Source organism: Methylocystis sp. (assembly GCF_046349115.1).
Lineage (GTDB): Bacteria > Pseudomonadota > Alphaproteobacteria > Rhizobiales > Beijerinckiaceae > Methylocystis.
On the sequence record NZ_JAXMCX010000002.1, the window covers coordinates 80,001 to 103,342 of the forward strand.

A 23,342-nucleotide genomic window follows, 5' to 3' on the forward strand; every position below is an offset into this window, starting at 1 on the left:
GCAATGCTGCGCCCCGCGCCCTGCGCCGGGCGGGCTCGTCCTTGATGAAGAAAGAGAAACGAAGACGGCGGCTGTCCCGCATGATCGGCCTGACTGGCCGTTTTGTTCTGAAGAGATCCGATAGGCTCGGGCCGAAGGGCCGTCGCCATAAAGGATCATCCTTAGAAAGGAGGTGATCCAGCCGCAGGTTCCCCTACGGCTACCTTGTTACGACTTCACCCCAGTCGCTGACCCTACCGTGGTCGCCTGCCCCCTTGCGGTTGGCGAAACGCCTTCGGGTAAAACCAACTCCCATGGTGTGACGGGCGGTGTGTACAAGGCCCGGGAACGTATTCACCGCAGCGTGCTGATCTGCGATTACTAGCGATTCCACCTTCATGCACTCGAGTTGCAGAGTGCAATCCGAACTGAGACGGCTTTTTGAGATTTGCTCGAGGTCGCCCTTCCGCATCCCATTGTCACCGCCATTGTAGCACGTGTGTAGCCCAGCCTGTAAGGGCCATGAGGACTTGACGTCATCCCCACCTTCCTCGCGGCTTATCACCGGCAGTCCCCCTAGAGTGCCCAACTGAATGATGGCAACTAAGGGCGAGGGTTGCGCTCGTTGCGGGACTTAACCCAACATCTCACGACACGAGCTGACGACAGCCATGCAGCACCTGTGCACCGGCCCCTTGCGGGAAGAAAGTCATCTCTGACGATCATACCGGGCATGTCAAAAGCTGGTAAGGTTCTGCGCGTTGCTTCGAATTAAACCACATGCTCCACCGCTTGTGCGGGCCCCCGTCAATTCCTTTGAGTTTTAATCTTGCGACCGTACTCCCCAGGCGGGATGCTTAAAGCGTTAGCTGCGCCACTGAAGAGCAAGCTCCCCAACGGCTAGCATCCATAGTTTACGGCGTGGACTACCAGGGTATCTAATCCTGTTTGCTCCCCACGCTTTCGCACCTCAGCGTCAGTACCGGGCCAGTGAGCCGCCTTCGCCACTGGTGTTCTTGCGAATATCTACGAATTTCACCTCTACACTCGCAGTTCCACTCACCTCTCCCGGACTCGAGATCCCCAGTATCAAAGGCAGTTCCGAGGTTGAGCCTCGGGATTTCACCCCTGACTTAAAGATCCGCCTACGTGCGCTTTACGCCCAGTGATTCCGAACAACGCTAGCCCCCTTCGTATTACCGCGGCTGCTGGCACGAAGTTAGCCGGGGCTTCTTATCCAGGTACCGTCATTATCGTCCCTGGCGAAAGAGCTTTACAACCCTAGGGCCTTCATCACTCACGCGGCATGGCTGGATCAGGCTTGCGCCCATTGTCCAATATTCCCCACTGCTGCCTCCCGTAGGAGTCTGGGCCGTGTCTCAGTCCCAGTGTGGCTGATCATCCTCTCAGACCAGCTACCGATCGTCGCCTTGGTGAGCCATTACCTCACCAACTAGCTAATCGGACGCGGGCCGATCCTTCGGCGATAAATCTTTCTGCTCTCGCACGTATCCGGTATTAGACCAGGTTTCCCCGGCTTATTCCGAACCGAAGGGTACGTTCCCACGCGTTACTCACCCGTCTGCCACTCCCTATTGCTAGGGCGTTCGACTTGCATGTGTTAGGCCTGCCGCCAGCGTTCGTTCTGAGCCAGGATCAAACTCTCAAGTTTGAGATTTGTCCTGACTGGTCACTTCTCTTGACGAGTCCCAAGCACACTCGCCTTCTCGTCTCACGACGATGAAGACAATGGTGTACTTAGAATACGTGACCGTCAGAGTGTCTCATCGACCGCTCTCCGAGGAGAGGCGGTCCGCAAGGACCTCCGCCGTCCACGTTTCTCTTTCTTCCGATTCGATTGTCAAACAGCGCATTACTGAGGCGAAAAGCTCGCGCTTTTCCGGCGAAGCGTCTTCGTCCCGACCAATCAGCCGGGTGGCTGGTTCCTGCCGTCAGACGAAGAAGCGACACCGTTCGCTGCACGTTGGCAGCGCCGCCGTCGATGGATTGGTATATATTCGGCTGCCTTTCGGGTGTCAACACGGTTCTAAAAAAACTTTACAATTTCGTCGCGACCCCGGGGAGTCCCTGATTTTCATGGCGTTAGCCGGTGGACAAGGGGGGTTACCCTCCGCCGCAATAGAGCCATAATGGCGAGGCTTCGTCCTATCCGTCAGTTTGACGAACCGGGCGCAATATTTGAGCATCGGCGCAAGAGCTAAGGCGCGCCAGACGAAACCGCCAGTCGACAGAGGTCGCTGACGGCGGGGCGCGGGAGAAGGCGGCCAGGACGCCTCTCCCCAAACCAACAAGAGAAACGTAACGGCTAGATTGAATGGCAGTGCAGATGACCGGCCGCCTCGTCCCCGCGGCGCAAGGCGGCCCCGACTGGTTGGGCGACGAACCCGCGATCGAGGTTGACGGCCGTCGCCATACGCCGGACGACCGGCGGCGCGTCTCGACGCGCTGGCTCTCCGGCACGGTGCTGACCGGGCTGTCCGGCGCGCTGCTGATCAGCGCCGCGGCCTATACGGCGCTCGATCAACAGACCCGCTTCGCCGAGGCGCCGACCCGCGCGCAGACGGCCCGCGGCGCCGACTCCGAAGAGCAGCAGACCGTCAATCCCAAGAAAGGCGACCGGCTGATGCGGGCGGTCGACGTCGTCGCGGCCAAGCAGACCTTCAAGACCGCCACCACCTCGCGCGCTGGCGAGAAGGAGGTCGTGCGCACCCGCGCCTTCACCCGAGTGGCCGCGACGCTCTCGCTCGCGCCCTCGACCTTCGCGAGCGAAGTGCCGGCCTATAATCCGCTCAAGCTGATTACCGACGCCCGCGCCCCCGAAAACGCCGCCGAGGCCGATCTCGCGCCGGATCAGGCGGAAGTGTCGTTCGAAACCCATGATCTGGCTGCATTCACGGTCACGACGCAGAGCGCTCAGCTCACCCTCGCCGAAGCGCAGGCGCAGGTCGTCGAACAGGTCAAATCCAGCCTCGCCGCTGGACCGCAGGCCTCGGCGCTGCCCCTGCCCGGCCAGATGCTGCTGACGCGCACCAGCCGCGCGGCGATCGACCCGCTGGCGCTCGCCTATGCGACGCCGGGCGGGAATCTCACGACGCCCTTCTCCGGAATCGAAGTGCGCATGGTGGCGGAAAACGTCACCGTCGCCCCGCGCGACACGCCGCAGCCGACGCAAATGGAGGAGAAGCTCGTCGTCGTTAAACGCGGACAGACGCTTTTCGACGTTCTGGACGCCGGCGGCGTGCCTCAGTCCCGCGCCGCCATGGTCGCCGCCGCCTTCAAGGACAGGCGCGGCGAGCCGGTGCGCGAGGGCCAGCGAGTCAAGCTGCTGTTCGCGGATTTCGACGGATCGGGCAAGAACATGCAGCTCGCCCGCGTCTCGGTCTATACCGACGAAACGATCGAATCGATCGTCGCCGCGACCGACAAGGGCGCATTCGTGCAAACGCCGACCGGCCCCTCGTCCTTCGCCTCGGAAGGCGGGTCAAAGTCGCGAAACGAGATGGACGAGGACGAAGGCGCGATGCGCCTTTACGACTCCCTCTACGAAACCGCCCTCAAGCAGCAAATTCCGCGACCGATCATCAATGAGCTGGTGCGGGTTTTCGCTAATGACGTCGATCTCCAACGCGCCGTCGCCGCCGGCGACTCCTTCGATGTCTTCTACGACGAAGCGGATGAGGGGATGGCCGTCGGACGCGACGCGCTGCTCTATGCCTCGCTGACCACCCGTACCGAGTCGTATCGATATTACCGCTTCTTCACGCCCGACGACGGGCTCCTCGACTATTACGACGAGAACGGCCGTTCGAGCCGGAAATTCCTGGTGCGCAAGCCAATTGCGAGTGGCGAAACGCGCTCCGGCTTCGGCATGCGCCGCCATCCGATCCTCGGCTACTACAAGATGCATACGGGCGTCGATTGGGCGGCGTCGATCGGCACGCCCATCCTGGCGGCCGGCAATGGCACGATCATCAAGGCGCAGTGGGATTCGGGCTATGGGCGCCGGGTCGAAATCCAGCACGCCAACGGCTACATCACCACCTACAATCACATGTCGGGCTTTGCGCGCAGCGTGAGGGAAGGCTCGCGGGTCAAACAGGGTCAGGTCATCGGCTTCCTCGGCTCGACCGGATTGTCCACCGGACCGCACCTCCATTACGAGGTGATGGTCAATGGCCATTTCGTCGATCCGATGCGCGTCAAGCTGGCGCGCACGCGTGAAATCGAAGGCCGGCTTCTCGTCGACTTCAAGAAAGAGCGCGACCGCATCGATGGGCTCATGGCGAGGGCGCCCAATAGCGACGCCAAGGTCGCGACTCGCCAGACGAAATAGCTTTACTCGAAATGGTTTTTGCAATTAACGCCTTGCGCGGGCGAGGCGAGCGGCGTCTTCTCAGGCGGCGTCGCGCCACTCGTAAGCCGGAACGAACTGGCTGTCCCGAACCCGGCGGACGATATTTTCGATCGTCGCCATCGTCTCCCGATTGAGCGAGTCGCGCGGGAATTCGATACGGAATTCGCGCTCGACCGCGAGCAGCAGACGGATCGCCGTATAGGGCGTCATTCCCAGCTCATAGAGATTCGCGCGCGGCGTCAGATGCGACGCCGGAATGCGGATTTGGGCTTCCTGGTCGATCAGGCTTTGAATGATCTCGAACATTTCGCTCTCCCGTGGCGCTTCAGAACTCAATGATCAAAAGCTAGCGGGAGTCCGCGCAAATGTTCGTGCGGCGACGCACAGCCTCGACACGGTTTGCCGCATTGATATTAGCATCGTTTGATGTTATTTTTCGTGCCTATCGAGGGGGCTGCGCATGCGTACGACGGTTGCGCTCGACGATGAGCTCGTCGCGAAAGCGCAGGATTTCACTGGACTTACGGAAAAGTCTGCGCTGATCCGGGAGGCGCTCAAGGCGCTCATTGAACGGGAAAGCGCCCGAAGACTGGCGCTTCTCGGCGGCACGGAGCCGCAACTCAAGGACATACCGAGACGGCGGTCGGCTCCGAAGTGATTCTCGTCGACAGTTCGATATGGATCGACCATTTCCGCCGGCCGGATTTTCGGCTCGCCGCGTTGCTGAATGGCGCGCAGGTTTTGACCCACGCATTCGTCATCGGCGAGCTCGCGCTCGGCAATTTCATCAATCGGAATATGGCGCTGTCGCTCTTGCGCGACCTTCCGAGGGCGCCGCTCGCCGACTATGACGAGGTCATGGAATTGATCGACCGGCGGTCGCTGTTCAGTGCGGGCATCGGATACGTCGACGCCCATCTTCTCGCGAGCGCCCTGCTCGCCGCCCCCGCATCGCTATGGACTCGGGACAAGCGACTGCAAGCGGTCGCCGAGCGCCTCGAAATTCCTATTCTATAGCCCTATCCGCCGGCGCACGTCGGCCGGCGTCCAGCCGTCGGCGCGCAAGGCGCGCAGCGCCGTCGGCGCCATACTCTTCGCCAGTTTCTGGCCCTTCTCGTCCAGAATGAGATCATGGTGCCGATAGTCCGGCGCCGGCAGGTCGAGCAATCGCTGCAGCAGGCGGTGCAGGCTGGTCGCCTCAAACAGGTCCCGGCCGCGCACGACATCGGTCACGCCCTGCAGCGCATCGTCGACGACGACGGCGATGTGATAGCTCGCCGGCGTGTCCTTGCGCGCGAGGACCACGTCGCCCCATCGCGCCGGGTCGGCCGGAACAAGCCCTCTCCCCTCGCGGCTCGACCGGATTGCTTCGTCGGCTACGCCTGCTCGAATTGACGGCCGGAGCGCGCCGAATTCACGCCACTTCAGCCCCTGCCCAGCGCGCGCGGACGCTTCGTCCATGTCGAGCCGCAACGCGACGCCGCCTGCCGCGAGCGCCTCGCGCGCGGCGCGGCGCGGTTTGGCGCGGCATGTTCCGGGATAAAGCGGCGAGCTGTCCGGATCGCGCGGCCAGTCCGGCGTGCCTTCCGTCGCCCGGGCGATGTCCGAACGTCTGCAGTCGCAGGCGTAGAGGAGACCCATCGCGTCCAGCCGCTCGAGCGCATGGGCATAGTCATCGAAATGGTCGGACTGGCGGCGCGCCGGCCGCTCCCACTCGATCCCCAGCCAGCCGAGGTCTTCATAAATCGCCGCCTCGAACTCAGGACGGGCGCGGCCCGTGTCGATATCCTCGATGCGCAGAAGCAGGCGCCCGCCGCACTGCCGCGCGAGATCAAAATTCAACAGCACGGAATAGGCATGACCGAGATGCAGATAGCCGTTCGGCGACGGCGCAAAGCGGAAGACCCGTTGTTTTTCGATGATCATCAGCGACTTGGCGAGGCCGCCCCTGGCGGCTGGCGAATTGATCGAACGTCACCGCGTCAGGTGGACGAGCGCCGGCCTCTGCTTCAAAATGTTGAGTTAAACTCTTTACGCTATTGGAAATGCGCATGCCAGACTTCGATTCGCTCGTCGAGAATATCTATGAAGCCGCGGCCGAGGCTGAGCGCTGGCCGCGGATCATGCATGACGTCACGCCGCTCGCGCGGCGGAGCGCGCCGGACGCCGCATTGGTCCAAATTCTCTTCGATCTAACGCCGACCGAGGCTCGCGTCGCCGGGAGCCTCGCCGAAGGGCTGACGCTCGGTCACCCCGCCGAACGGCATAATGTGAAGTTGAGCACGGTTCGCAGCTAGGTGAAGTCGGTCGTCACAATGACGGGCTCGAACATGAAGTCGCAGATTGTCGCCTGCTTGCGACGACGCAGTGTTTTCCGCCGCAGCCCATTGAAGAAGCTCCGGTGTGACCTGGGCGGGTCAATGGCGGACGAGACCACGGACTCCGACGTCGACGCGACGCTTCGGTCACTCAGGATGAGGCGTTCAGGCTGAGCGATGCCAAATTTCGAGTCCGTCGTGGACGATATATATCGAGCTGCAGCGAAGCCTGATTTATGGCCCCGGGTCATGCACGACCTCGCTCGATCTGTCGATGCTGCCGGCGGCATTATCCTCACCCGGCGGGCCGACGCCTGGATCGGCTGGCGTTATTCGGACGCGATCAAGCCGGGAGCCGACGCATATTTGACGGGCCCAGCTGCACGCAGTCAAGCCACCGCCCGTCTCCTCGCCTTTAACCGAGCGGGCTTTGTCGACGCAATGGAAGTGTTTAGCGAAGAAGAATATCTTGCCGATCCGATGATGACAGAATGGGGCACGCCCGCCGGTCTCCACCATGCCACCGCCACCGCCATCCCTGTTCCGACTGGCGATTTAGTGGTGGTCCAGATAAATCGCCGCAGTGGCGAGCCTCGATTTACCCATGCGGACCTTTGCCGCCTCGACGCCTTCCGCCCACATCTCGCGCGGGCGGGCCTGCTAGCCGCCCGCTGGCGACTGGAGCGGCTGCGCGCCGCAGCCGATGCGTTAGAAATGATTGGGCTCCCTGCGGCAATTCTAGATGCGCAGGGTACGACCTTGGCCGCCAACGCGCTTTTCGAGACAATGACGTCGCATGTCAGATGGCTGCCGAGGGATCGCTTCGCCTTCGTCGATCCTGGAGCCAATGCGCTACTACAAGTAGCCCTAACAGAGATTGCCGATCCGGCCGCAACATCCGTCCGCTCTTTTCCCGCGAAAGGGAAAGCTGGCGCTCCGGTCGTGGTTCATCTGGTCCCGACAACGGGCGAGGCGCGCGATCTTTTCGACGGCGGGTTCGGCGTGCTGGCGCTCACGCCGCTTGGCTCGTCCGCAGCCAATGTCACGGTCATCCAGGGTCTGTTCGACCTCACTCCGGCGGAAGCGCGGGTCGCGAGCGGCGTCGCCGAAGGATTAACCGTCAATCAGATCGCTAGCCGACAGGCCGTCACGGTGGCGACCGTTCGCACACAGATTAAATCGGTCTTCGCCAAGACGGGATCGAGCCGCCAGTCCGAGCTCGCCGCGTTGCTCGCTGCGCAGCCGCATTTTCCTGTCGAATGGCCGAAGCGCCGCGATATTGATGCGCCAACCGACTGACGACCGCCGACGCACCGCGAATTATCGTCCCGTGACCCGACCTTTTTCGGCGATCGCGAGGGCCGCGGCGAATGCTTCCTCAATATCGAGGTCGGTCGTATCGAGCGTCACCGCGTCGGCGGCCGGCTTCAGCGGCGCGGCGCTGCGGGCGCTGTCGCGCGCGTCGCGCTTCCTCACATCTTCGAGAATGGCGGCGTAGTCGGCCGCTTCGCCGGCGCGCGCCAGCTCCAGCGCGCGGCGCTGCGCCCGCGTCTCCGGCGCGGCCGTGACGAAAATCTTTACCGTCGCGTCGGGGCAGATCACCGTGCCGATGTCGCGTCCGTCGAGGACGGCGCCTTCCGGACGCGACGCGAAGCCGCGCTGCATGTCGATGAGCGCGGCGCGCACCGCCGGCATGGCGGCGACCACCGAGGCCGCCTCGCCCATGTCGCGCGCCCGCAGCCGAGACTCGTCGAAATCGACCAGCGACAGGCTGCGTGCAGCCGCCACCGCGGCCTCGACATCGTCGAGCCGCAAGCCCTCGTCCAGAAGCGCGCAGGCGGTCGCCCGATAGAGCAATCCGGTGTCGAGATGCGGCAGGCCGAAATGGGCCGCGAGCCGGCGCGCCAGCGTGCCCTTCCCCGACGCGGCGGGGCCGTCGATGGCGATGACGAAGCTCACGAGAAGCGCGCTCCGAGCCGCTCCATCAGCGCGCGAAAGGCCGGAAAACTCGTCGCGATCATCGTCTCGTCGTCGACCGCGACCGCCTGCTCCGCCGCGAGCCCCATGACGAGAAAGCTCATGGCGATGCGATGATCGAGATGGGTCTCGACCATGCCGCCGCCGGCGACCCGGCCGCCGCGCACGATGAGATCGTCGCCGACGATTTCGCAATCGACGCCATTGGCTTTGAGACCGGCGGCGACCGCCTCCAGCCGGTCAGATTCCTTCACCCGCAATTCGGACAGTCCACGCATCCGCGTCTCGCCCTGCGCGAAAGACGCGGCGACGGCGAGGATCGGATATTCGTCGATCATCGAGGGCGCCCGCTCGGCCGGCACGTCGACGCCTTTCAGACGAGAGGCGCGGACGCGCATGTCGGCGACTTCCTCGCCGCCCTCCTCGCGCCGGTTCTCCATGGCGATATCGGCGCCCATTTCCAGCAGCGTCGTCAAGAGCCCGCTGCGCAGCGGATTGGTCATCACGCCTTCGATGACAATGTCGGAGCCCTCGACGATCAGCGCGGCGACGAGCGGAAAGGCGGCGGACGACGGATCGGCCGGAACCCGCACCTCGCGCGCCAAAAGCTCCGGACGCCCGTCGAGCGTGACCTTCCGTCCATGCGCGCCGTAAGATTCGCTCGTCACCTTGGCGCCGAAATGCGCCAGCATTTTCTCGGTGTGATCGCGCGACGCCTCGGCCTCGATCACCGTCGTCTGGCCGGGCGAATTCAGCCCGCAGAGCAGCACCGCGGATTTGATCTGCGCCGAGGCCACTGGCGTCTTATATTCGACCGGCAAGGGTTCGCTCGATCCTTGCAGCACTAGCGGCAGCCGGCCGCCCTCGGCCTCCTCCAACACCTGCGCGCCCTGCAACGCGAGCGGATCGAGGATGCGCTTCATCGGCCGCTTGCGCAGCGAAGCGTCGCCGTCGAAGCGCGCGACGATCGGATGACCGGCGACGACGCCCATCATCAGCCGCGAGCCGGTCCCGGCATTGCCGAAATCGAGCGTCTCGGCGGGCTGCAGCAGCGAGCCGAGCCCGGCGCCCCAGACGCTCCAGCGCCCCTCGGCATGGCGCAGGATTTTCGCGCCGAGCGCGCGGCAGGCCTGCGCCGTGCGCAGCACGTCGTCGCCCTCGAGCAGCCCTTCGATCCTGGTTTCGCCGATCGCCAGCAGGCCGAAGATCAGCGCGCGATGCGAGACCGATTTGTCGCCCGGCGGCCGCACGCGGCCGAAAAGCGGCCCAGACTTATGGGCGCTGAGCGGCGCGGCGGGCGCGTGAGCATGGACGGCGGCGTTGGACATGGTCACTTTCGGATGAAGCGCGATTCAATCGCCACCCGCTTCGCACTTTTGGCGAATATGCTCAACAGGCGGCGGCCGGCGCCGCGCCGCGCTTTTCTCGCCTGTTGACGAAAATTGGAGCGGGCGATGGGAATCGAACCCACGACATTCAGCTTGGGAAGCTGACGTTCTACCCCTGAACTACGCCCGCGCCCGTCTTGTGTAACGCGGCGGGCGATCGGTTTCAACGGAGCATCGATGCCGGCTTGGCTCGGTCCTGCGAGGGCCCCCCTCACCCGGCTGCTTCGCAGCCACCCTTTCCCGATGGGAGAGGGTTGCGTTACGCCTTCAGCGCCTGCGCGAGGCGCGCGACGCCATTCTCGATCTCTTTTTCGGTGAGCGCGACGAAGCCGAGCATCAGCAGCCGGTCGCCGCCGTCATTTTCGTCGAAGCGCAGCGCCGAGCCGGTCGCCAGCGAACAGACGCCGACGCCGGCGGCGAGTCCCCGCCTCTCGACTTCGGCGGCGTCCGGAAAGCCGTCCGGCAGTCTCCACACGAGATGCATGCCGGCCTGATCGCCGTAAATCTCGCAATCGCCAAAGTGATTCTTGAGCGCATTCAGCAGCGCGTCGCGCCGATCGCGATAGAGCTGGCGGATGCGCCGCAAATGGCGGCCGAATTCGCCGCTCGTCATGAAATCCGCCATCGCCGCCTGTTCGAGCCAGCTCTGGCCATTGTTCATCAGCATTTTCATCCGACGACCGGCCTCGGCGAGTCGACGGGGCAGCACGACATAGCCGAGACGCAGTCCCGGCCCCATGCATTTCGAGAAAGTGCCGAGATAGATGACGCGCTCATTGCGATCGAGGCCCTTGAGCGCGGTCAGCGGCGAGCCGATGAAGCGAAAGTCGCTGTCATAGTCGTCCTCCATCACATAGGCGTCATATTGCGTCGCCCAGGCGAGGAGTTCGAGCCGGCGCTGCAGGCTCATGGTCACGCCGATCGGATATTGATGCGAGGGCGTCACATAGGCGACGGCGCCTGTCGTTTTCGGCAGCAGCGACACGTCGAGCCCGTCCTGGTCGACGGGAACGGGGTGAAGCGTCGCGCCGAGGCTTTCGAGCACGAAGGCCGCGCCCTGATAGCAGGGGGATTCGACGACGGCGGCGCAGCCCGGCGTCACCAGCAGCCGCCCGACCAAGTTGAAGCCGTCCTGGCAGCCGCCGACGATGATGATCTGATCCGGATCGGCGATGACGCCACGCGCCGGCGCGAGATGTTTGGCGATCGCGCGCCGCAACTCCATCAGTCCGGCGGGATCGCTGTAGCTCGTCAGATTCGAGCCGACCGCCTTCAGGCGGTTCTTGATGTGGTGCGACCAGGCCTTGAGCGGAAAGGATCGCGCGTCGGGCCGGCCGACCCAGAAATCGGCGGCAAGACGGCGCCGCTCAGGATCGGCGAGGCGATGGGTGCGCAAGGCGCCGCAGGGCGGCGGCGCTTCGTCGGCGGCGCCCTGCTCTGCCGCCGGGGGCGCGCGGCGCCCAGCCGAGAGAAACGCCGTATCCGGCAGGTCGGGCGAGACGAAGGTGCCGACATAGGGCTTGGTGCGGATATAGCCCTCGGCGATCAGCCGCTCATAAGCGAGAACCGCCGTGTTGCGCGACACGCCGAGCTGGCTGCTCAATTCGCGCGTCGTCGGCATCGGATCGTCGCCCTTGAGCTGACCATTGAGGATCATCGAGCGGATCTGGTCGAAAATCTGGTTCTGGAGCGTGGTCTTCTCCGACTCGGCCAGAATGATCGACAATTGCACATGCCCGCTCTTAACGACGGGCGCCGGGCGATCCGTGGTCGTAAAGCTCATCGCTGCACTCTCCTGGGCGCAGGCTAATGCGGCTTTATTTAACGCGCATAGGTCCACAGGGAATGTAAGCTTTGGCGCCAAACAAGGCGGCTTGCAGGCGATGCCGCCGGCCAGAAAAAAGTTTGGGTCTGGCGCCATCCGCTTTCTCTTTCCTGGCGCTTTTGCTCGACAGCGGATTGCGCAATCTTGCGATGGCGCATTGAGAGCGCCCAAATGATCCATGGAGACCGGAAATGCCGTTTTCGAACTCGCGCCTCATGCCGCTGGCGTTTTGGGTCGGCTTTCTCGCCCTGGGCCTCGCCACCCATTTCGCTCCGGCGCCAAAGGCCCGCGGCCTCGTGAGCGACGAGCGGAAAATGAGCGTCGCCAGCGCGGCCGGCAAGCGCCTGCCCCTATTGTTGATCCAAAATGCAGGCGAGACCGTCCTGCGCGACTGAACCCCCGACATTTGCGTAATTCGGCGCCGCGCAAGCGGCGCTTTTTTTGCGCGGAATTTCTATTTGCGCCGGGGCACAAGGCGGTTCAGAACCGTGATCGACAGGAAGCCGCCGATCCATGCGCCGACCGCCGCAAAGGCCACGTACGCCCAGTTCGAGGTGTAGCTGATCACAGCAAAGGCCGAGAGCAGATACCAGACGCTGCTCCAGCTGGCGGCGGCCACGCGCCGGCGTTCGGACACGGCGGCGTTGAAGAACACATAGACCGCGTCGGTGATCGCGGTCGAAGCGGCGACGCCGATCCCGATCAACGGGTCAATGTTGGGCAGGTCCATGAACTCCTCCACTCTGGCCCGGTTCGAGGCGGAGGCAGCTATGGACGGGGGAATCGAGCGAGGCAATCCGAACCGAGCGAAAAGCCTCGCCCTGCGATTGCTATGCCCGAAGAGCGGGCGAATGCGTCATCAAGCGCTTACGCTCACCAGCGGCGCCAACCGCGCCGCCAGCCGCTCCATTGGCCGCCCCGACGGCATCCGCCCCAAGGCCCTCGATGCCCATAGGGGCCGCAGCCGCCATAGACGAGATGCACAGAACTCTGCGAATTGTCCGGCGCCTGAATCGGCATGGCGTCCGCCTCCGGAATGAACGAGAACGCTAGACTCGCGCTGAGCGCTGCGGCGCCCAGCAGTTTTTTGTAAGTCATTAGAGACAGTCCTTCGCGCTTGTCGCCTATCGGTCGAGTGACCTGGCCGCGAGACGGTATCGCCAATCGGCGTAATGAGCCAGAACCGGCGAAGATCGCGGTTAAGCGGCGTCCAAGCGAAGATAACGAAGTCGGCGCGCTAATCCTCGTTTCGCCCGGCCTCGCCTTCCGCCCCGTCCTCAGCGGCGGCGAGTCCGAGCGACTCGGCCAAAGCCAGCTGCAACAGCAAAAGGACCATTCGTTCGGGCAGCGGCTCGCGGGTAACTGCCTCGAACGACAATCGCAGCGCCATTCCCACTTCCCGCTGGATCACCAGCGAGAACCGATCGTCGTCGGTTTGATTGGCCGGATACATGACCAACCTCCTGACACCTAAACGAACCGGCTTGTCCGAAGTTCCACGTAATATATTGAATTTAAGGGTAAAGCCTCAGTCAGATGGACATCTTGACGCTCGCGCGCGCAACGCCGGCTCGCTCATGTTCGATTGTGCGGGCAAGTGTTTGAGCGACCGAGCGTTCGGCGGTCGTATGTGGGAAGCAAGCCGTCTCTCGCTCGCCGGACGGCGATCGCCGCGTCTCCAGTTCGCGCCAAAGTTCTCGGTGCTTCGCGACGATGAGCGAACCCTCGACCGGGCCGCTTGAATGGTGGGCGCGACAGGGATTGAACCTGTGACCCCTACGATGTCAACGTAATGGTAGCAGCGTTTCCCATGTATTCTCGCGCTTCCCCAGGCTTCGCCGACGTTGACATCATACTGAATCAGCTTTATCTCTCCGTTACCAACATTTACTCGGGATAGGTGACGGTTTCCCCCGCTCGCTTCCCCGGAGCTTCCCCGCTCTGCTCCACCGACACCGATGGCAAGCCCCCTGTCCCCAAAAACGCCTATAGGGGCCACTGACAAAGCTGACAAAAGGCCCTCTCCAATGTCAAAGGATAAGCTGACCAAGCGCGTCATCGCCGCGCTAAAGCCCGATCCAGACCGCGACGTGTGGGCTTGGGACAGCGAGCTTCGCGGCTTTGGCGTTCGCATGAAGCCGTCCGGCGCGGCGTCCTGGCTGATCCAATATCGCACGCCCCAGGGCGCGACCCGTCGCTTCGCCTTCGCCCGCGTCGGCACTCTCACGCCGGACGAAGCGCGCGTTAAGGCGCGCAGGCTCCTGGCCGAAGTCCACGACGGCGGCGACCCCTCGGCCAAGCGCCATGAGGAGCGGAGCGCCCTGACAGTCGAAGAGCTTTGCGCCCAATACCTCGAGGCGGCGCGCGCCGGACTCGTCATGACCAGATTTGGCAAGCCCAAGCGCGCCTCCACGATTGCGATCGACGAAGGCCGCATCTGTCGCCATATCGTCCCGTTGATCGGCCGCAAAGTCGCCGGAAAACTCTCGCGCTCCGACGTTCAGCGGATGGCCGACGACATCGCCGCGGGAAAGACCGCCGGAACCTTCGTGACCGGTCCGCGCGGCAAGGCGGTCGTCGAAGGCGGCCCCGCCACGGCGGCGCGAACGGTCGAATTGCTCGGCGGCCTGTGGACTTGGGCCGACCGGCGCGGCCTGGTCAGCGGGCAAAGCCCGGCGCGAGGCGTAGAAAAGCATCGCGGCGAGGCAAAAGACCGCACATTGTCAGGCGACGAACTCGCTCGGCTCGGCGCCATATTGCGCGAGCGCTCGGAGCAATATCCGGCCGCGACGGCCGCCCTTCGCTTAATTGCGCTCACCGGCCTTCGCCGCGAGGAAGCTTGTGGCCTGCGCTGGAGCGAAATCGATTTTTCCACGGGTTGCCTGCGCCTCGAAGCGACGAAGACGGGCCGGTCGATGCGCCCTATCGGGAAGCCGGCCCTCGATTTGCTCGCCGCCCTGCCACGCTCCACGGCCTTCGTGTTCCCCAACCGCGACGGGACCGGAAGCACAGACCTCAAGAAACAGATTGCGGATGCTTTCGACGCCGCCGGCCTTGCCGATGCGCGCTCGCATGATCTGCGCCGGACGTTCGCCAGCATGGCGGCCGACGAAGGGTATGGCGACGCGACGATCGGCGAATTGCTCGGGCACGCTCGGCGCGGTGTGACGGCCCGTCACTACATCCGGCGTCCCGACGCCGCGCTTATAGCTGCCGCTGACAAGACATCGGAGCGCATTGCGCGAGCGATCGACGAGCATACGGGCGACGTTTTGCCCTTCACGAAATCTGGCGGAGGGTCCGCCTGATAAATCGGCCCGGCAAGGCGCTCACAACGCCAGCCGGGCCAGGAACCAAGCGAAATGGAGCTTCGCATGGCTGATAAAAAAATTACCACGCCAGCGCCTGAAGACAAAGGCGATTTTGCTCGTTCCGTCGTCAAACTTTACAAGTGGGCAATTTCCGATCAGTCACAGCCGCCTCCTGGCAAGCCCGACCGTGAAGTCCGTCAATGCGCGAACGGCCTCGCGCTGATCCGGAAGCTTCTGGACCAGCACATGAAAGCGGTCACACCGCTTTCCGACGATATTGCTGCCAGCGGCATGCGAGAAGCATACGGAATTCTCGACTATCTGACCACGGGTAAAACGCATCCGATCGCGAAACATATCGCCGGAATTCGTTCGGCATTTCGTCCAAACCGCCAGTCGCCTGACGAGCTTGGAAAATTATCGCACATCGTAGTTGTTGGCACGGTTCGCGCCGTTCAAGCCGAGCATTTAATGAAGGAAGGCGTAGAGCTTAAGGAAAGCGTCGCGTTGCGCCTCTGTGTCGCCAAATTCGAGAACAGTGGATTTGAATTTACGGCCGATACAATTCGCGGATGGAGCAACGCGTTCAAACGCGAAAATGAGCCCGGGCCAGACGCCTTCGCCACTGACATTTTGAAGCGCGCCAAACTGGCGGAGAGCACGGCGCTCGACGAGGGTTTGAAGCTATACCTCCAATATTTTGCGGTCGCTGTCCCTGTGGACAAATCCGTCTCGTTTAAAAGCCCACGTTTGGCCAACGAGTAACCGGCCGTAATTGAAGGGTCGCTCCATCTCAGGAAGGCGACAATGAATACAAAATTCCTGCGCCGCACGGAAGCGGCAGAATATCTCAAAATGCGATACGGTCACGGCTCCCCCAAAACGCTCGCCAAGTTGGCGGTCATCGGCGGCGGGCCTGCTTTCCGCAAGATCGGACGCATCGTCGTCTATGAGCCCGCTGCGCTCGACGAATGGGCGTTGTCGCGCATGAGCGCCCCGATCCATTCCACGTCGGAGGCCGCTTGAGAAATGAGCCCCTCAAAAGCGGCGAGGGCCGCGCCCGCGCGATGCGGGAACGACCCTCGGAATGAGCAGCTTGGCGGCCGGCTCGATCCTTCCAATAGCGAAAAATCGATTCGCCTTCAACATCTCGCCGCCGCACTGCACGCGCTCGGACCGCGCCCGCTCTTCGAATTTCTTCGGGAGATCGAAGCTGGCGCGGACGTTCGCCAACGCCTCGAAGTCTATGCCGCCCTCCCGGTGGCCTTAATTCGCGGCTACGGCGGCGACCAATTCGCGCCGGCTTTGTTCGCGATCAGAGGGGGGCGCGAATGACCAGCGCCGCTGCCATATCTCGCGCCTTGAAGGGCCATCGTCACGGCGGCGGATTCCTCTGCCGCTGCCCTGTCGCGTCACACGGAAACGGGCGCGGCGATCGCAACCCCAGCCTATCGATCCGCGACGGCGACGACGGCCGCCTACTCGTCCATTGCTTCGCAGGCTGCGATCCGCTCGACGTGCTCGACGCGCTGCGTCAGCGCGGGTTGCTCGACAACGATCGCGCCCTTCGCGAACGCCGGGCGCCTTCGCGCTGTGAGGCGATGGCCGAGCCGCCGCAAACGCCGAATCCGCTCGCTCTCGATCTTTGGCGACAAGGCGAGCCCATCGCCGGAACCCTGGCGCAGACCTATCTGCGCAATCGCGGCTTGCGCGTCGACGCAATGCCGAGTTTGCGCTTTTTGCCCCGCGACGCGCACGGCTTCATGTCACGCGTTCCGTTCAACGCGCTGATCGCCGCCGTGCAAGCGCCGGATCGTCAGATCATCGCGGCGCAGCTCACTTGGATCGCGCCAGATGGTTGCGGCAAAGCGAAGACCGATCCGCCTCGCCTGACCATCGGCGCGCTGCGTGATGGCGCGGTTCGGCTTGGCGCTGCCGGCGAAGAGCTCGGCATCGCCGAGGGTATCGAAACCGCAATCGCAGCCATGCAGCTGCACAGCGTTCCGGTCTGGGCCTGCCTCGGCGCAAAACGCATGGCGAGCATTAAAATTCCACACACGGTGAAGCGCCTTCGCATCTTCGCCGACGCCGACACGCCGGGCCAGGAAGCGGCCCGCGACGCCGCAGACGCGCACATTAACTTGCGTCGGTTCATTCACACCCCGCAGCATCCACACGGCGACTTCGCCGACGTTGCGGCCGCCAGATCGAAAAAAGGCGCGACGCAATGACAGACGAACTAAGCGACATCCCTTTCGACAATGGGCCGCCCGCCGTCATTGAATTTCCGAAAGGGGAAAGCGTGAAAGTGAACGGTCGCGATAAGACGCCATGGCCGGAGCCGAAGCCTCTCCCTGAGGGGCTTCTACCTGTCGCGCGCTTCGACAACGCGTTTCTCCCAGATGCGCTTCGTCCCTGGGCCGCCGACATATCGGATCGCATGCAATGTCCGCCGGATTTCGTGGGCGTTTCGGCGATCGTCGCTCTTGGCGCGGTTCTCGGCCGCAAGGTGGCGATCCGTCCGCAACTTAAAACCGACTGGTTCGAAGTTCCGAACCTTTGGGGCATGCTCATTGGCCGGCCCGGCGTCATGAAGTCGCCTGCAATGAGCGAGGCGCTGAAACCTCTCCGCCGCCTCGAAGCCGACGCGCGCCTGGCGAACGAGGCCGCCGCTAAGGACTACGAAAAAGAGCGCACCGTTCTCAAAATTCGCAAAGAAGAGGCAGAGCGAAAAGTCCGCGAGGCGATCAAGAAAGGCGAGGAAAACGCCGAACGGCACCTGTCATTCGAAGAGCCGGCAGAGCCAAAGCCGCGCCGATACATCGTTGATGACACGAGCTACGAAAAGCTCGGCGAGATATTGTCCGACAACCCAAACGGCGTGCTGGCCTTTCGGGACGAGATTGTTTCGCTGTTGAAGACGTTGGACCGCGACGAGCAGGCCGCCGCGCGTGGTTTCTATCTGTCGGCGTGGAACGGTAAGACCGGCTACACTTTCGATCGCATAATTCGCGGGAAGACCCGTGTCGAGTGCGCATGCGTCTCGTTGCTCGGATCGACGCAGCCGGGGAAACTCGCGGAATATATGCTGCGCGCCAATGCGGGAAACGATGGCGACGACGGTTTGATTCAGCGATTCGGCTTGCTTGTTTGGCCCGACCAATCGCCAGAATGGCGCGATGTCGACGATTACCCGGACAGCGCCGCCCGCAAGGCCGCTTGGGAGACGTTCGAGCGTCTGGACAATTTGAACCCTCTCGCCATCGGCGCCGAAAAAGATCAGTTCGAACCCGTGCCGTTCCTGCGCTTCGACGCCCCCGCGCTGGACGTTTTCAAGGAATGGCGCGCCGAACTTGAAAAGAAGCTTCGCGCCGGTGGTGGAATGTCCGAGGCGCTCGAAAGTCACATCGCGAAATATCGCAAGCTCGCTCCGGCTCTGGCGCTTATCAACCACCTCGCAGACGGCGGACAAGATAAAATCGGGGAGAGCGCGATCGTTCGAGCGCTCGCCTTGTGTGAATATCTCGAAAGCCATGCGCGGCGCGCTTACGCGGCGGGTTCACAGGCCGAGACGACGACGGCAAAGGCGATCCTGTCGCGCATCCGTAAAGGCGATCTGACAGACCGCTTTTCGGCGCGCGACATTTACCGAAGCCAGTGGACGAACTTAGCGAATCGCGAACAAGTGCAGGCCGGCCTCGACTTACTTTGCGACCTTGATTGGATCGCGCCAAATGAAATCAAGACCGCCGGCCGTCCCCGCATAACGTTCGCGATCAATCCGAGGGCCGCGAAATGAGCGGCTATCTCGCCCGCCTCAAAGCGCTCGATGCCCAAACGACCGAGCCATCGATGGCGAACCGCGATCCCTCCACATCTGTCGCACGCCTATTCGAAGAGATGGCCGCCGAATACGCGCGCCGCCGTGACTGGTGGAAACAGCCCGTCGAAGGCTGGCGCGCCGGCCGGCTGACGATCCGCAACATCGTCCGCGACGAAACGGTCGTTGTCGATTTTCAGAAATGGAGGGCCGCGCCATGACCGCGCATGTTCTCATTCAAGGCGCGCTCTATCGCACGCCCGAGCGCAAAACCTCGCGCGCGGGCAAGTCCTATGTGTCAGCCACCATCCGCGTTCGCGACGGCGAAGGCTCTCAATTTTGGCGCGTCACCATCTTCAGCGAAAGCGCCAGCGAAGAGATCATGCGCCTGTCCGAAGGCGACGCCGTGTCAGTGCAGGGCGCGATGCGCGCCGAACTATATCGCCCCGACGACGGCGAGCCGCGCCTTTCTTTTTCGCTTGTCGCCGATCGCGTCCTCGCCCTGCAGCAGCCCCCGCGCAAGCCCGAAAAGCAGCTCGCCGGCTCGCCGAACGACCCTGCCCGCACCAATCGTTCGTCGAGCGGCTCCAGGCGCGCCAGCGGCCATCGCTCGCCCAGCGCGCCTCATGGTTGGCATGCTGCCGACACTGACCTCAACGACGACATTCCTCTCTAGCGAGGCGATATGGTCCGCTCAGCCGAAAATCCCAAGAAACGCGAAGCGCTCACGAAACTGCGCCGCGGTAAGATCACCATCGAGCAAGCCGCCAAACTCACCGGCGCGCCGGTCAGCGGCGTGATTGGATGGATGCGCCTCGCCGGAATTGAAATTCCCGAGGAATACACGCGGCCCCGCCGCGCGCCGCCCATGGTGCGTTGAAGGCATTCGGGCTTCGCGCGTAAAGATCGGCCAAAGGATCAAGGACTTGTCTGACACGGCTGACATCGACAACAGCAATTCGACTCTTGCGCCGCGCAACCGCTTGCAGGTGCTCGGGCATCAGCGCGCATCGAAAAAAAAGCCGCTCACCGCGCTCGACGCCAAGTCGCAACTCCTGATCAGCTACATGGTCAGCGGATGCCCGCATGCCTACGTCAGTCAAATCACGAGAGCCGCGCCAACGGAGTTCGACCCCGATAACCGCCGGCCGCTTGAGCCCGGCGAGCCGATGAAGCTCGAAGAAGCGGCGGACCTGTTGCGCATCCGTCGCCGTCACGCGAGGTTCATTCTTTCGCAGCCGATTGCACAGAAGGAACTTGCCCTTCAACTCCAAGCGCTCCGTTCAGGCATGAAGGCGCACGCGCTGATGACGGTCGGCGAGATATTGTCCGATCGCGGGGAGAACACCGCAGCGGATCGAAAGGTGAGGCTGCAAGCTGCGCAGACCATCATCGGCGACGAAGCGCGCGGGCCTTCCGTCAATGTGAATGTTGGCGTCGGCGTAAATCTCCAGCCCGGCATCGTGATCCGCTTGCCTGCGAACATCCCGACAACGCCGCTCGAAAACGGGATAGAACCCAAATCGATCATCGAAACCAATCCGCTGACACGCGACGAGCGAATGCTCACGCGCGCGGCTGACAACGAGGCCGGCGATGACTAACAAAATTCGCGATTTTGTTCGATCCCTCCCGACCGCCGATGCCGCCGACTTAGACCCGCTGAAGAGGACCGCAGCAGAACTCGAGATTGAGCGCCGCGTCGGCGCATTGTCGCCAGCCGATCGCGCGACGTTCGAAAAAGAGCTCCGCACCATGGCGCGCGAGCAGGACGAGTCGATGTCGTTCGAGCAGAAGTGGACGGCCGCACGACATCATGCGGCGCTGAAGGAACAGATCGAGGGTTCGAAATAGCCCCGGCTACAGAACAAGGAAAAGAGACATGCCGCTCACGCCAAATGCATTACCCTTCGCCCCGCCGACTCTGGCGGCTCCCTTCGACGCTACGCTTGCTTTCGGCGCGAATGGCGTCGCCGAAACGAAAACCTCGACCGGCTATTTCGGCGCGCCCGCGCAGATCGACATTGGCAATGGTCACGTGCGCGGCGAGTGGGTGATCAGCATGACCGCAATGGACCAGGCCACCGGCGACGAGTCTTACACATTCCACTTACTCGGCTCGAACGATGTGAGCTGGGCGAACGGCAATGTCGAAATCCTGCAATCGCAGAATTTCGGCGGAGCGTCGGGCCGTTTGTTAGCGACGATCCCCGGCGCCACTCCGGCGCCCGGCTCGACTCCCGGTCCTGCCGGAACGCGCAGCCAGTTTCCATTCGCAAATTTGAAGTGCGGAATCACCTACCGCTATCTGCGCTGCTACGCGGTGATCGGCGGCACCACGCCGTCGGTCACGGCCAATACCTGGATCGCTTACGGCGGCTGCTGATTTGTGAAGAAGCCATGAGCGCAACGCGCAAAGGAACCTACAATGATCTTAGCAAGCATCGCCGCACCTCTCGGAATTTTAAGCGCGATCGATAAGCGCGCAGCGCAGCGCAACGAGACGCGCGCAAGGCTCTTGTCGCGCGCCGGGATCACGCAAAACGACTGGGATGACCTCAGCGCCGCGCTCGGAAGCGCAAACGCGGAAAACCTCCGAAAGGCACTCAACGCGTCGCACGCCGCGCTGGTTGTCATCGAGCAGTCGACGCCGATTCCGGACGGCAGCGCAGCCTCGCACAACGGGCCGATCACATCGCATTTCGGGGACTTGAGTTAGTGAACGACGACGCGCCGCCAGGCCATCGGTCAGACTACGGCCCGAACGGGCGCGTCGTTTCGCGCCACGAGTTCGCGGCCATCCCGTCGTGGGACGCCACTTGGGCCGCCCATGTCGCGCGCAATCGGGACAGGCGCAATATGCCGACCGAGGAAGAATTGCGCGAAGCAAAAAGGCGTCGGCGTTCGAAGAGACGCGTGTGGTGAATAAGCGCACATAGCGCAAAACTGAAAGGGAAAACCATGTCACTCGAAAACAGAGGCGTCATTAAATTCTACGTCGGCGGCGAGACGAAGGCGTTCGGCTCCACAAGCACTCCTAAGGGCATCTTACGGAGCATTCTGCGCACCCTCGAAATTCATGGCTTCAATCGCCGTCAGATCGAGAGCCAAGGTATCGACCTTGAGGCGATGGAGCAGGCGCTCGCCAAGATTGATGAACGGCAATTTATGAAGCTGCTCAATCTCGATCAATTCCATCCCCAGCAACTCGTTAACATTGAAGCGTGCGAGCGAAATTTGCCCGGCGCGCCCGTTACGGCGCGTGATCCGGGAACATGTTTCGGGAATTTCTAAAATGGCGACGCGCCGGGCTGTCGAGCTTTACGCTTTAAACGTTTCATCGGTCGGCATCGACATCGTCGGGCTGCATGATGTTCTGTTGCGCGGCCCGACGATCCGCGACGTGCTCTCGTTCGTGCCGTATCAGTATTTTGTAAAATCCGATCGCAGCGCCGTCGAGCTCGCACGGCTCTTAAGTCCATTCATCCCGGCCGGCTTCGCGGTGCTCGCGCTGCGGCCCACCGAGAGCAGCGGCGTTTTCCCGGATCATGCGCTGGCCTGGATCGAACGCGAGCCGTCGCCGCCGCGCGGCGAGGGTCATCAGCCTACGCCTTTCGAGATGGGGATGATCCCTTCCCTCGACTGTTTGCTCCCCACCGAGGCCGAACAGCAATTGCACGCGATGATCTTAGCCGAACCCCAAGGAGTTGCGTGACATGGGCCTCGCGACCGGCCTCTCCCTCGCCGCAACCGGCCTGTCAGCGGGCGGATATTTCCTGAAAGGCCGCACGGCCGCCGCGAACGCGCGCGCCCAAGGTCAGGATACCGCGATATCGCGCTTCTACGACGCCGCGCAGGCGCAGCTCGCCGCGCAGGCTGGAGAACTGAAGGCCACTGAGACTGACACGGCGTTCCGCCGCGAGCAGCAGAAGGCGTTGGCGAACATCGACGCCGTGCTGGCGACGACTGGAACAACCGACAGTTCTCCGTCCTCCTGGGCGGTCAAGAATCGGTTCTCGGAGCTTTCCGACGAAGCGCGCACGACGGCGACGAGTAACATTCGGATGCAGGCGCAGGCTGACAAGAATTCCGCGGCGCTCTACGCGCTCAGCGGCGTGAATGCGATCAACGCGGCAAACCGGAATGCTCAACAGCTTGATGTGACGGGGCTGCTTTTCGCGGGCGGGTCGCTATTTAAGCGCCTCGGCTTCGCGAACCAGGATTATTGAGCGACGGGCGGCTCGCGTGGCCACGCACGAAAAAGCCCGGTCGTCGCCGGCCGGGCTGGAGTCTTGCGGTTGAAAGGATCGTCGTCTGCTAGCAGGCGACAGGCCGATTCCTAAGCGCGC

29 protein-coding genes, 1 tRNA gene and 1 rRNA gene are annotated in these 23,342 nt (G+C 63.0%); 21 read left to right on the forward strand and 10 right to left on the reverse strand.

The genetic code is table 11. The features are described from left to right. Positions 1-165: 165 nt before the first annotated feature. A 16S ribosomal RNA gene (locus U1E20_RS06135) occupies positions 166-1,651 on the reverse strand. A 663-nt stretch (positions 1,652-2,314) separates the two neighbouring features. Between U1E20_RS06135 and U1E20_RS06140 the strand changes: the two genes are divergently transcribed. Beyond that, positions 2,315-4,333, forward strand: a complete 2,019-nt coding sequence (locus U1E20_RS06140) for a M23 family metallopeptidase (protein ID WP_409979717.1) — start codon at positions 2,315-2,317, stop codon at positions 4,331-4,333. A 60-nt stretch (positions 4,334-4,393) separates the two neighbouring features. Here the strand turns inward: U1E20_RS06140 and U1E20_RS06145 are convergent, their stop codons facing one another. After that, positions 4,394-4,660, reverse strand: a complete 267-nt coding sequence (locus tag U1E20_RS06145) for a phosphopantetheine-binding protein (protein WP_409979718.1) — start codon at positions 4,658-4,660, stop codon at positions 4,394-4,396. 154 nt (positions 4,661-4,814) lie between these two features. On the opposite strand from U1E20_RS06145, the gene U1E20_RS06150 reads away from it, so the two are divergent. Next, complete coding sequence (locus tag U1E20_RS06150) at positions 4,815-5,012, forward strand: type II toxin-antitoxin system VapB family antitoxin (RefSeq protein ID WP_409979719.1); 198 nt, start codon at positions 4,815-4,817, stop codon at positions 5,010-5,012. Next, complete coding sequence (locus U1E20_RS06155) at positions 5,009-5,371, forward strand: type II toxin-antitoxin system VapC family toxin (RefSeq protein ID WP_409979720.1); 363 nt, start codon at positions 5,009-5,011, stop codon at positions 5,369-5,371. The genes U1E20_RS06150 and U1E20_RS06155 overlap by 4 nt, the downstream gene beginning before the upstream one ends. Here the strand turns inward: U1E20_RS06155 and gluQRS are convergent. Next, the gene (gluQRS, locus tag U1E20_RS06160; RefSeq protein ID WP_409979721.1) at positions 5,366-6,280 is read right to left on the reverse strand and encodes a tRNA glutamyl-Q(34) synthetase GluQRS; all 915 of its coding nucleotides are present in this window, start codon (positions 6,278-6,280) and stop codon (positions 5,366-5,368) included. The two genes, U1E20_RS06155 and gluQRS, sit on opposite strands and share 6 nt — an antisense overlap. Positions 6,281-6,405: 125 nt before the next feature. Here gluQRS and U1E20_RS06165 point away from each other — a divergent pair, with 125 nt between their 5' ends. Then, positions 6,406-6,651, forward strand: coding sequence for a hypothetical protein (locus U1E20_RS06165; protein ID WP_409979722.1), 246 nt, complete (start codon positions 6,406-6,408; stop codon positions 6,649-6,651). A 270-nt stretch (positions 6,652-6,921) separates the two neighbouring features. Further along, a complete protein-coding gene (locus U1E20_RS06170) occupies positions 6,922-7,971 on the forward strand; it encodes a helix-turn-helix transcriptional regulator (protein ID WP_409979723.1) in 1,050 nt (349 codons plus the stop codon). Positions 7,972-7,992: 21 nt separating this feature from the next. Here U1E20_RS06170 and cmk read toward each other — a convergent pair whose 3' ends face one another. From cmk to U1E20_RS06190, 4 genes are all read right to left on the reverse strand, one after another. Further along, positions 7,993-8,631, reverse strand: coding sequence for a (d)CMP kinase (cmk, locus tag U1E20_RS06175; protein WP_409979724.1), 639 nt, complete (start codon positions 8,629-8,631; stop codon positions 7,993-7,995). Next, entirely contained in the window at positions 8,628-9,977 is a 1,350-nt protein-coding gene (gene aroA, locus U1E20_RS06180) for a 3-phosphoshikimate 1-carboxyvinyltransferase (protein ID WP_409979725.1), read from the reverse strand. Before aroA ends, cmk begins: the two co-directional genes overlap by 4 nt. A gap of 115 nt (positions 9,978-10,092) precedes the next feature. Continuing rightward, positions 10,093-10,167 (reverse strand) — tRNA-Gly (locus tag U1E20_RS06185). A gap of 129 nt (positions 10,168-10,296) precedes the next feature. Beyond that, entirely contained in the window at positions 10,297-11,820 is a 1,524-nt protein-coding gene (locus U1E20_RS06190) for a PLP-dependent aminotransferase family protein (protein WP_409979726.1), read from the reverse strand. Between the two features lie 233 nt (positions 11,821-12,053). Here U1E20_RS06190 and U1E20_RS06195 point away from each other — a divergent pair, with 233 nt between their 5' ends. Beyond that, positions 12,054-12,257, forward strand: coding sequence for a hypothetical protein (locus tag U1E20_RS06195; protein ID WP_409979727.1), 204 nt, complete (start codon positions 12,054-12,056; stop codon positions 12,255-12,257). A gap of 59 nt (positions 12,258-12,316) precedes the next feature. Here the strand turns inward: U1E20_RS06195 and U1E20_RS06200 are convergent, their stop codons facing one another. The 3 genes from U1E20_RS06200 to U1E20_RS06210 form a co-directional block, all read right to left on the reverse strand. After that, positions 12,317-12,592 (reverse strand): hypothetical protein, encoded by a 276-nt coding sequence (locus tag U1E20_RS06200; protein ID WP_409979728.1) that lies wholly within the window; start codon positions 12,590-12,592, stop codon positions 12,317-12,319. 143 nt (positions 12,593-12,735) lie between these two features. After that, complete coding sequence (locus U1E20_RS06205; protein WP_409979729.1) at positions 12,736-12,960, reverse strand: GCG_CRPN prefix-to-repeats domain-containing protein; 225 nt, start codon at positions 12,958-12,960, stop codon at positions 12,736-12,738. A 139-nt stretch (positions 12,961-13,099) separates the two neighbouring features. Beyond that, entirely contained in the window at positions 13,100-13,315 is a 216-nt protein-coding gene (locus tag U1E20_RS06210) for a hypothetical protein (RefSeq protein ID WP_409979730.1), read from the reverse strand. Positions 13,316-13,889: 574 nt separating this feature from the next. Between U1E20_RS06210 and U1E20_RS06215 the strand changes: the two genes are divergently transcribed. The 15 genes from U1E20_RS06215 (at position 13,890) to U1E20_RS06285 (ending at position 23,222) form a co-directional block, all read left to right on the forward strand. Further along, on the forward strand, positions 13,890-15,170 hold the full coding sequence (locus U1E20_RS06215) for a tyrosine-type recombinase/integrase (protein WP_409979731.1): 1,281 nt from the start codon (positions 13,890-13,892) through the stop codon (positions 15,168-15,170). A gap of 66 nt (positions 15,171-15,236) precedes the next feature. Continuing rightward, positions 15,237-15,938 (forward strand): hypothetical protein, encoded by a 702-nt coding sequence (locus U1E20_RS06220; protein WP_409979732.1) that lies wholly within the window; start codon positions 15,237-15,239, stop codon positions 15,936-15,938. A gap of 42 nt (positions 15,939-15,980) precedes the next feature. Continuing rightward, a complete protein-coding gene (locus tag U1E20_RS06225) occupies positions 15,981-16,199 on the forward strand; it encodes a hypothetical protein (protein WP_409979733.1) in 219 nt (72 codons plus the stop codon). Positions 16,200-16,504: 305 nt separating this feature from the next. After that, positions 16,505-17,404 carry a toprim domain-containing protein gene (locus U1E20_RS06230; RefSeq protein ID WP_409979734.1) on the forward strand — a complete coding sequence of 300 codons (900 nt, stop codon included), beginning with the start codon at positions 16,505-16,507 and terminating at the stop codon, positions 17,402-17,404. Further along, on the forward strand, positions 17,401-18,972 hold the full coding sequence (locus tag U1E20_RS06235) for a YfjI family protein (protein ID WP_409979735.1): 1,572 nt from the start codon (positions 17,401-17,403) through the stop codon (positions 18,970-18,972). The genes U1E20_RS06230 and U1E20_RS06235 overlap by 4 nt, the downstream gene beginning before the upstream one ends. After that, positions 18,969-19,214, forward strand: coding sequence for a hypothetical protein (locus U1E20_RS06240; protein WP_409979736.1), 246 nt, complete (start codon positions 18,969-18,971; stop codon positions 19,212-19,214). Before U1E20_RS06235 ends, U1E20_RS06240 begins: the two co-directional genes overlap by 4 nt. Next, complete coding sequence (locus U1E20_RS06245) at positions 19,211-19,669, forward strand: single-stranded DNA-binding protein (RefSeq protein WP_409979737.1); 459 nt, start codon at positions 19,211-19,213, stop codon at positions 19,667-19,669. Before U1E20_RS06240 ends, U1E20_RS06245 begins: the two co-directional genes overlap by 4 nt. 9 nt (positions 19,670-19,678) lie before the next feature. Next, positions 19,679-19,873, forward strand: a complete 195-nt coding sequence (locus U1E20_RS06250) for a hypothetical protein (RefSeq protein WP_409979738.1) — start codon at positions 19,679-19,681, stop codon at positions 19,871-19,873. Continuing rightward, the gene (locus U1E20_RS06255) at positions 19,818-20,597 is read left to right on the forward strand and encodes a hypothetical protein (RefSeq protein WP_409979739.1); all 780 of its coding nucleotides are present in this window, start codon (positions 19,818-19,820) and stop codon (positions 20,595-20,597) included. The genes U1E20_RS06250 and U1E20_RS06255 overlap by 56 nt, the downstream gene beginning before the upstream one ends. Next, a complete protein-coding gene (locus U1E20_RS06260; protein ID WP_409979740.1) occupies positions 20,590-20,847 on the forward strand; it encodes a hypothetical protein in 258 nt (85 codons plus the stop codon). Before U1E20_RS06255 ends, U1E20_RS06260 begins: the two co-directional genes overlap by 8 nt. Before the next feature lie 28 nt (positions 20,848-20,875). Continuing rightward, a complete protein-coding gene (locus U1E20_RS06265) occupies positions 20,876-21,379 on the forward strand; it encodes a hypothetical protein (protein ID WP_409979741.1) in 504 nt (167 codons plus the stop codon). Between the two features lie 42 nt (positions 21,380-21,421). Continuing rightward, positions 21,422-21,712: a hypothetical protein gene (locus U1E20_RS06270; protein WP_409979742.1), complete on the forward strand. Its 291-nt coding sequence runs from the start codon at positions 21,422-21,424 to the stop codon at positions 21,710-21,712. 242 nt (positions 21,713-21,954) lie between these two features. Next, positions 21,955-22,287, forward strand: a complete 333-nt coding sequence (locus tag U1E20_RS06275; RefSeq protein WP_409979743.1) for a hypothetical protein — start codon at positions 21,955-21,957, stop codon at positions 22,285-22,287. A gap of 1 nt (position 22,288) precedes the next feature. Continuing rightward, positions 22,289-22,708, forward strand: a complete 420-nt coding sequence (locus U1E20_RS06280) for a hypothetical protein (protein WP_409979744.1) — start codon at positions 22,289-22,291, stop codon at positions 22,706-22,708. A 1-nt stretch (position 22,709) separates the two neighbouring features. After that, a complete protein-coding gene (locus U1E20_RS06285) occupies positions 22,710-23,222 on the forward strand; it encodes a hypothetical protein (protein WP_409979745.1) in 513 nt (170 codons plus the stop codon). Positions 23,223-23,342 lie beyond the last annotated feature (120 nt).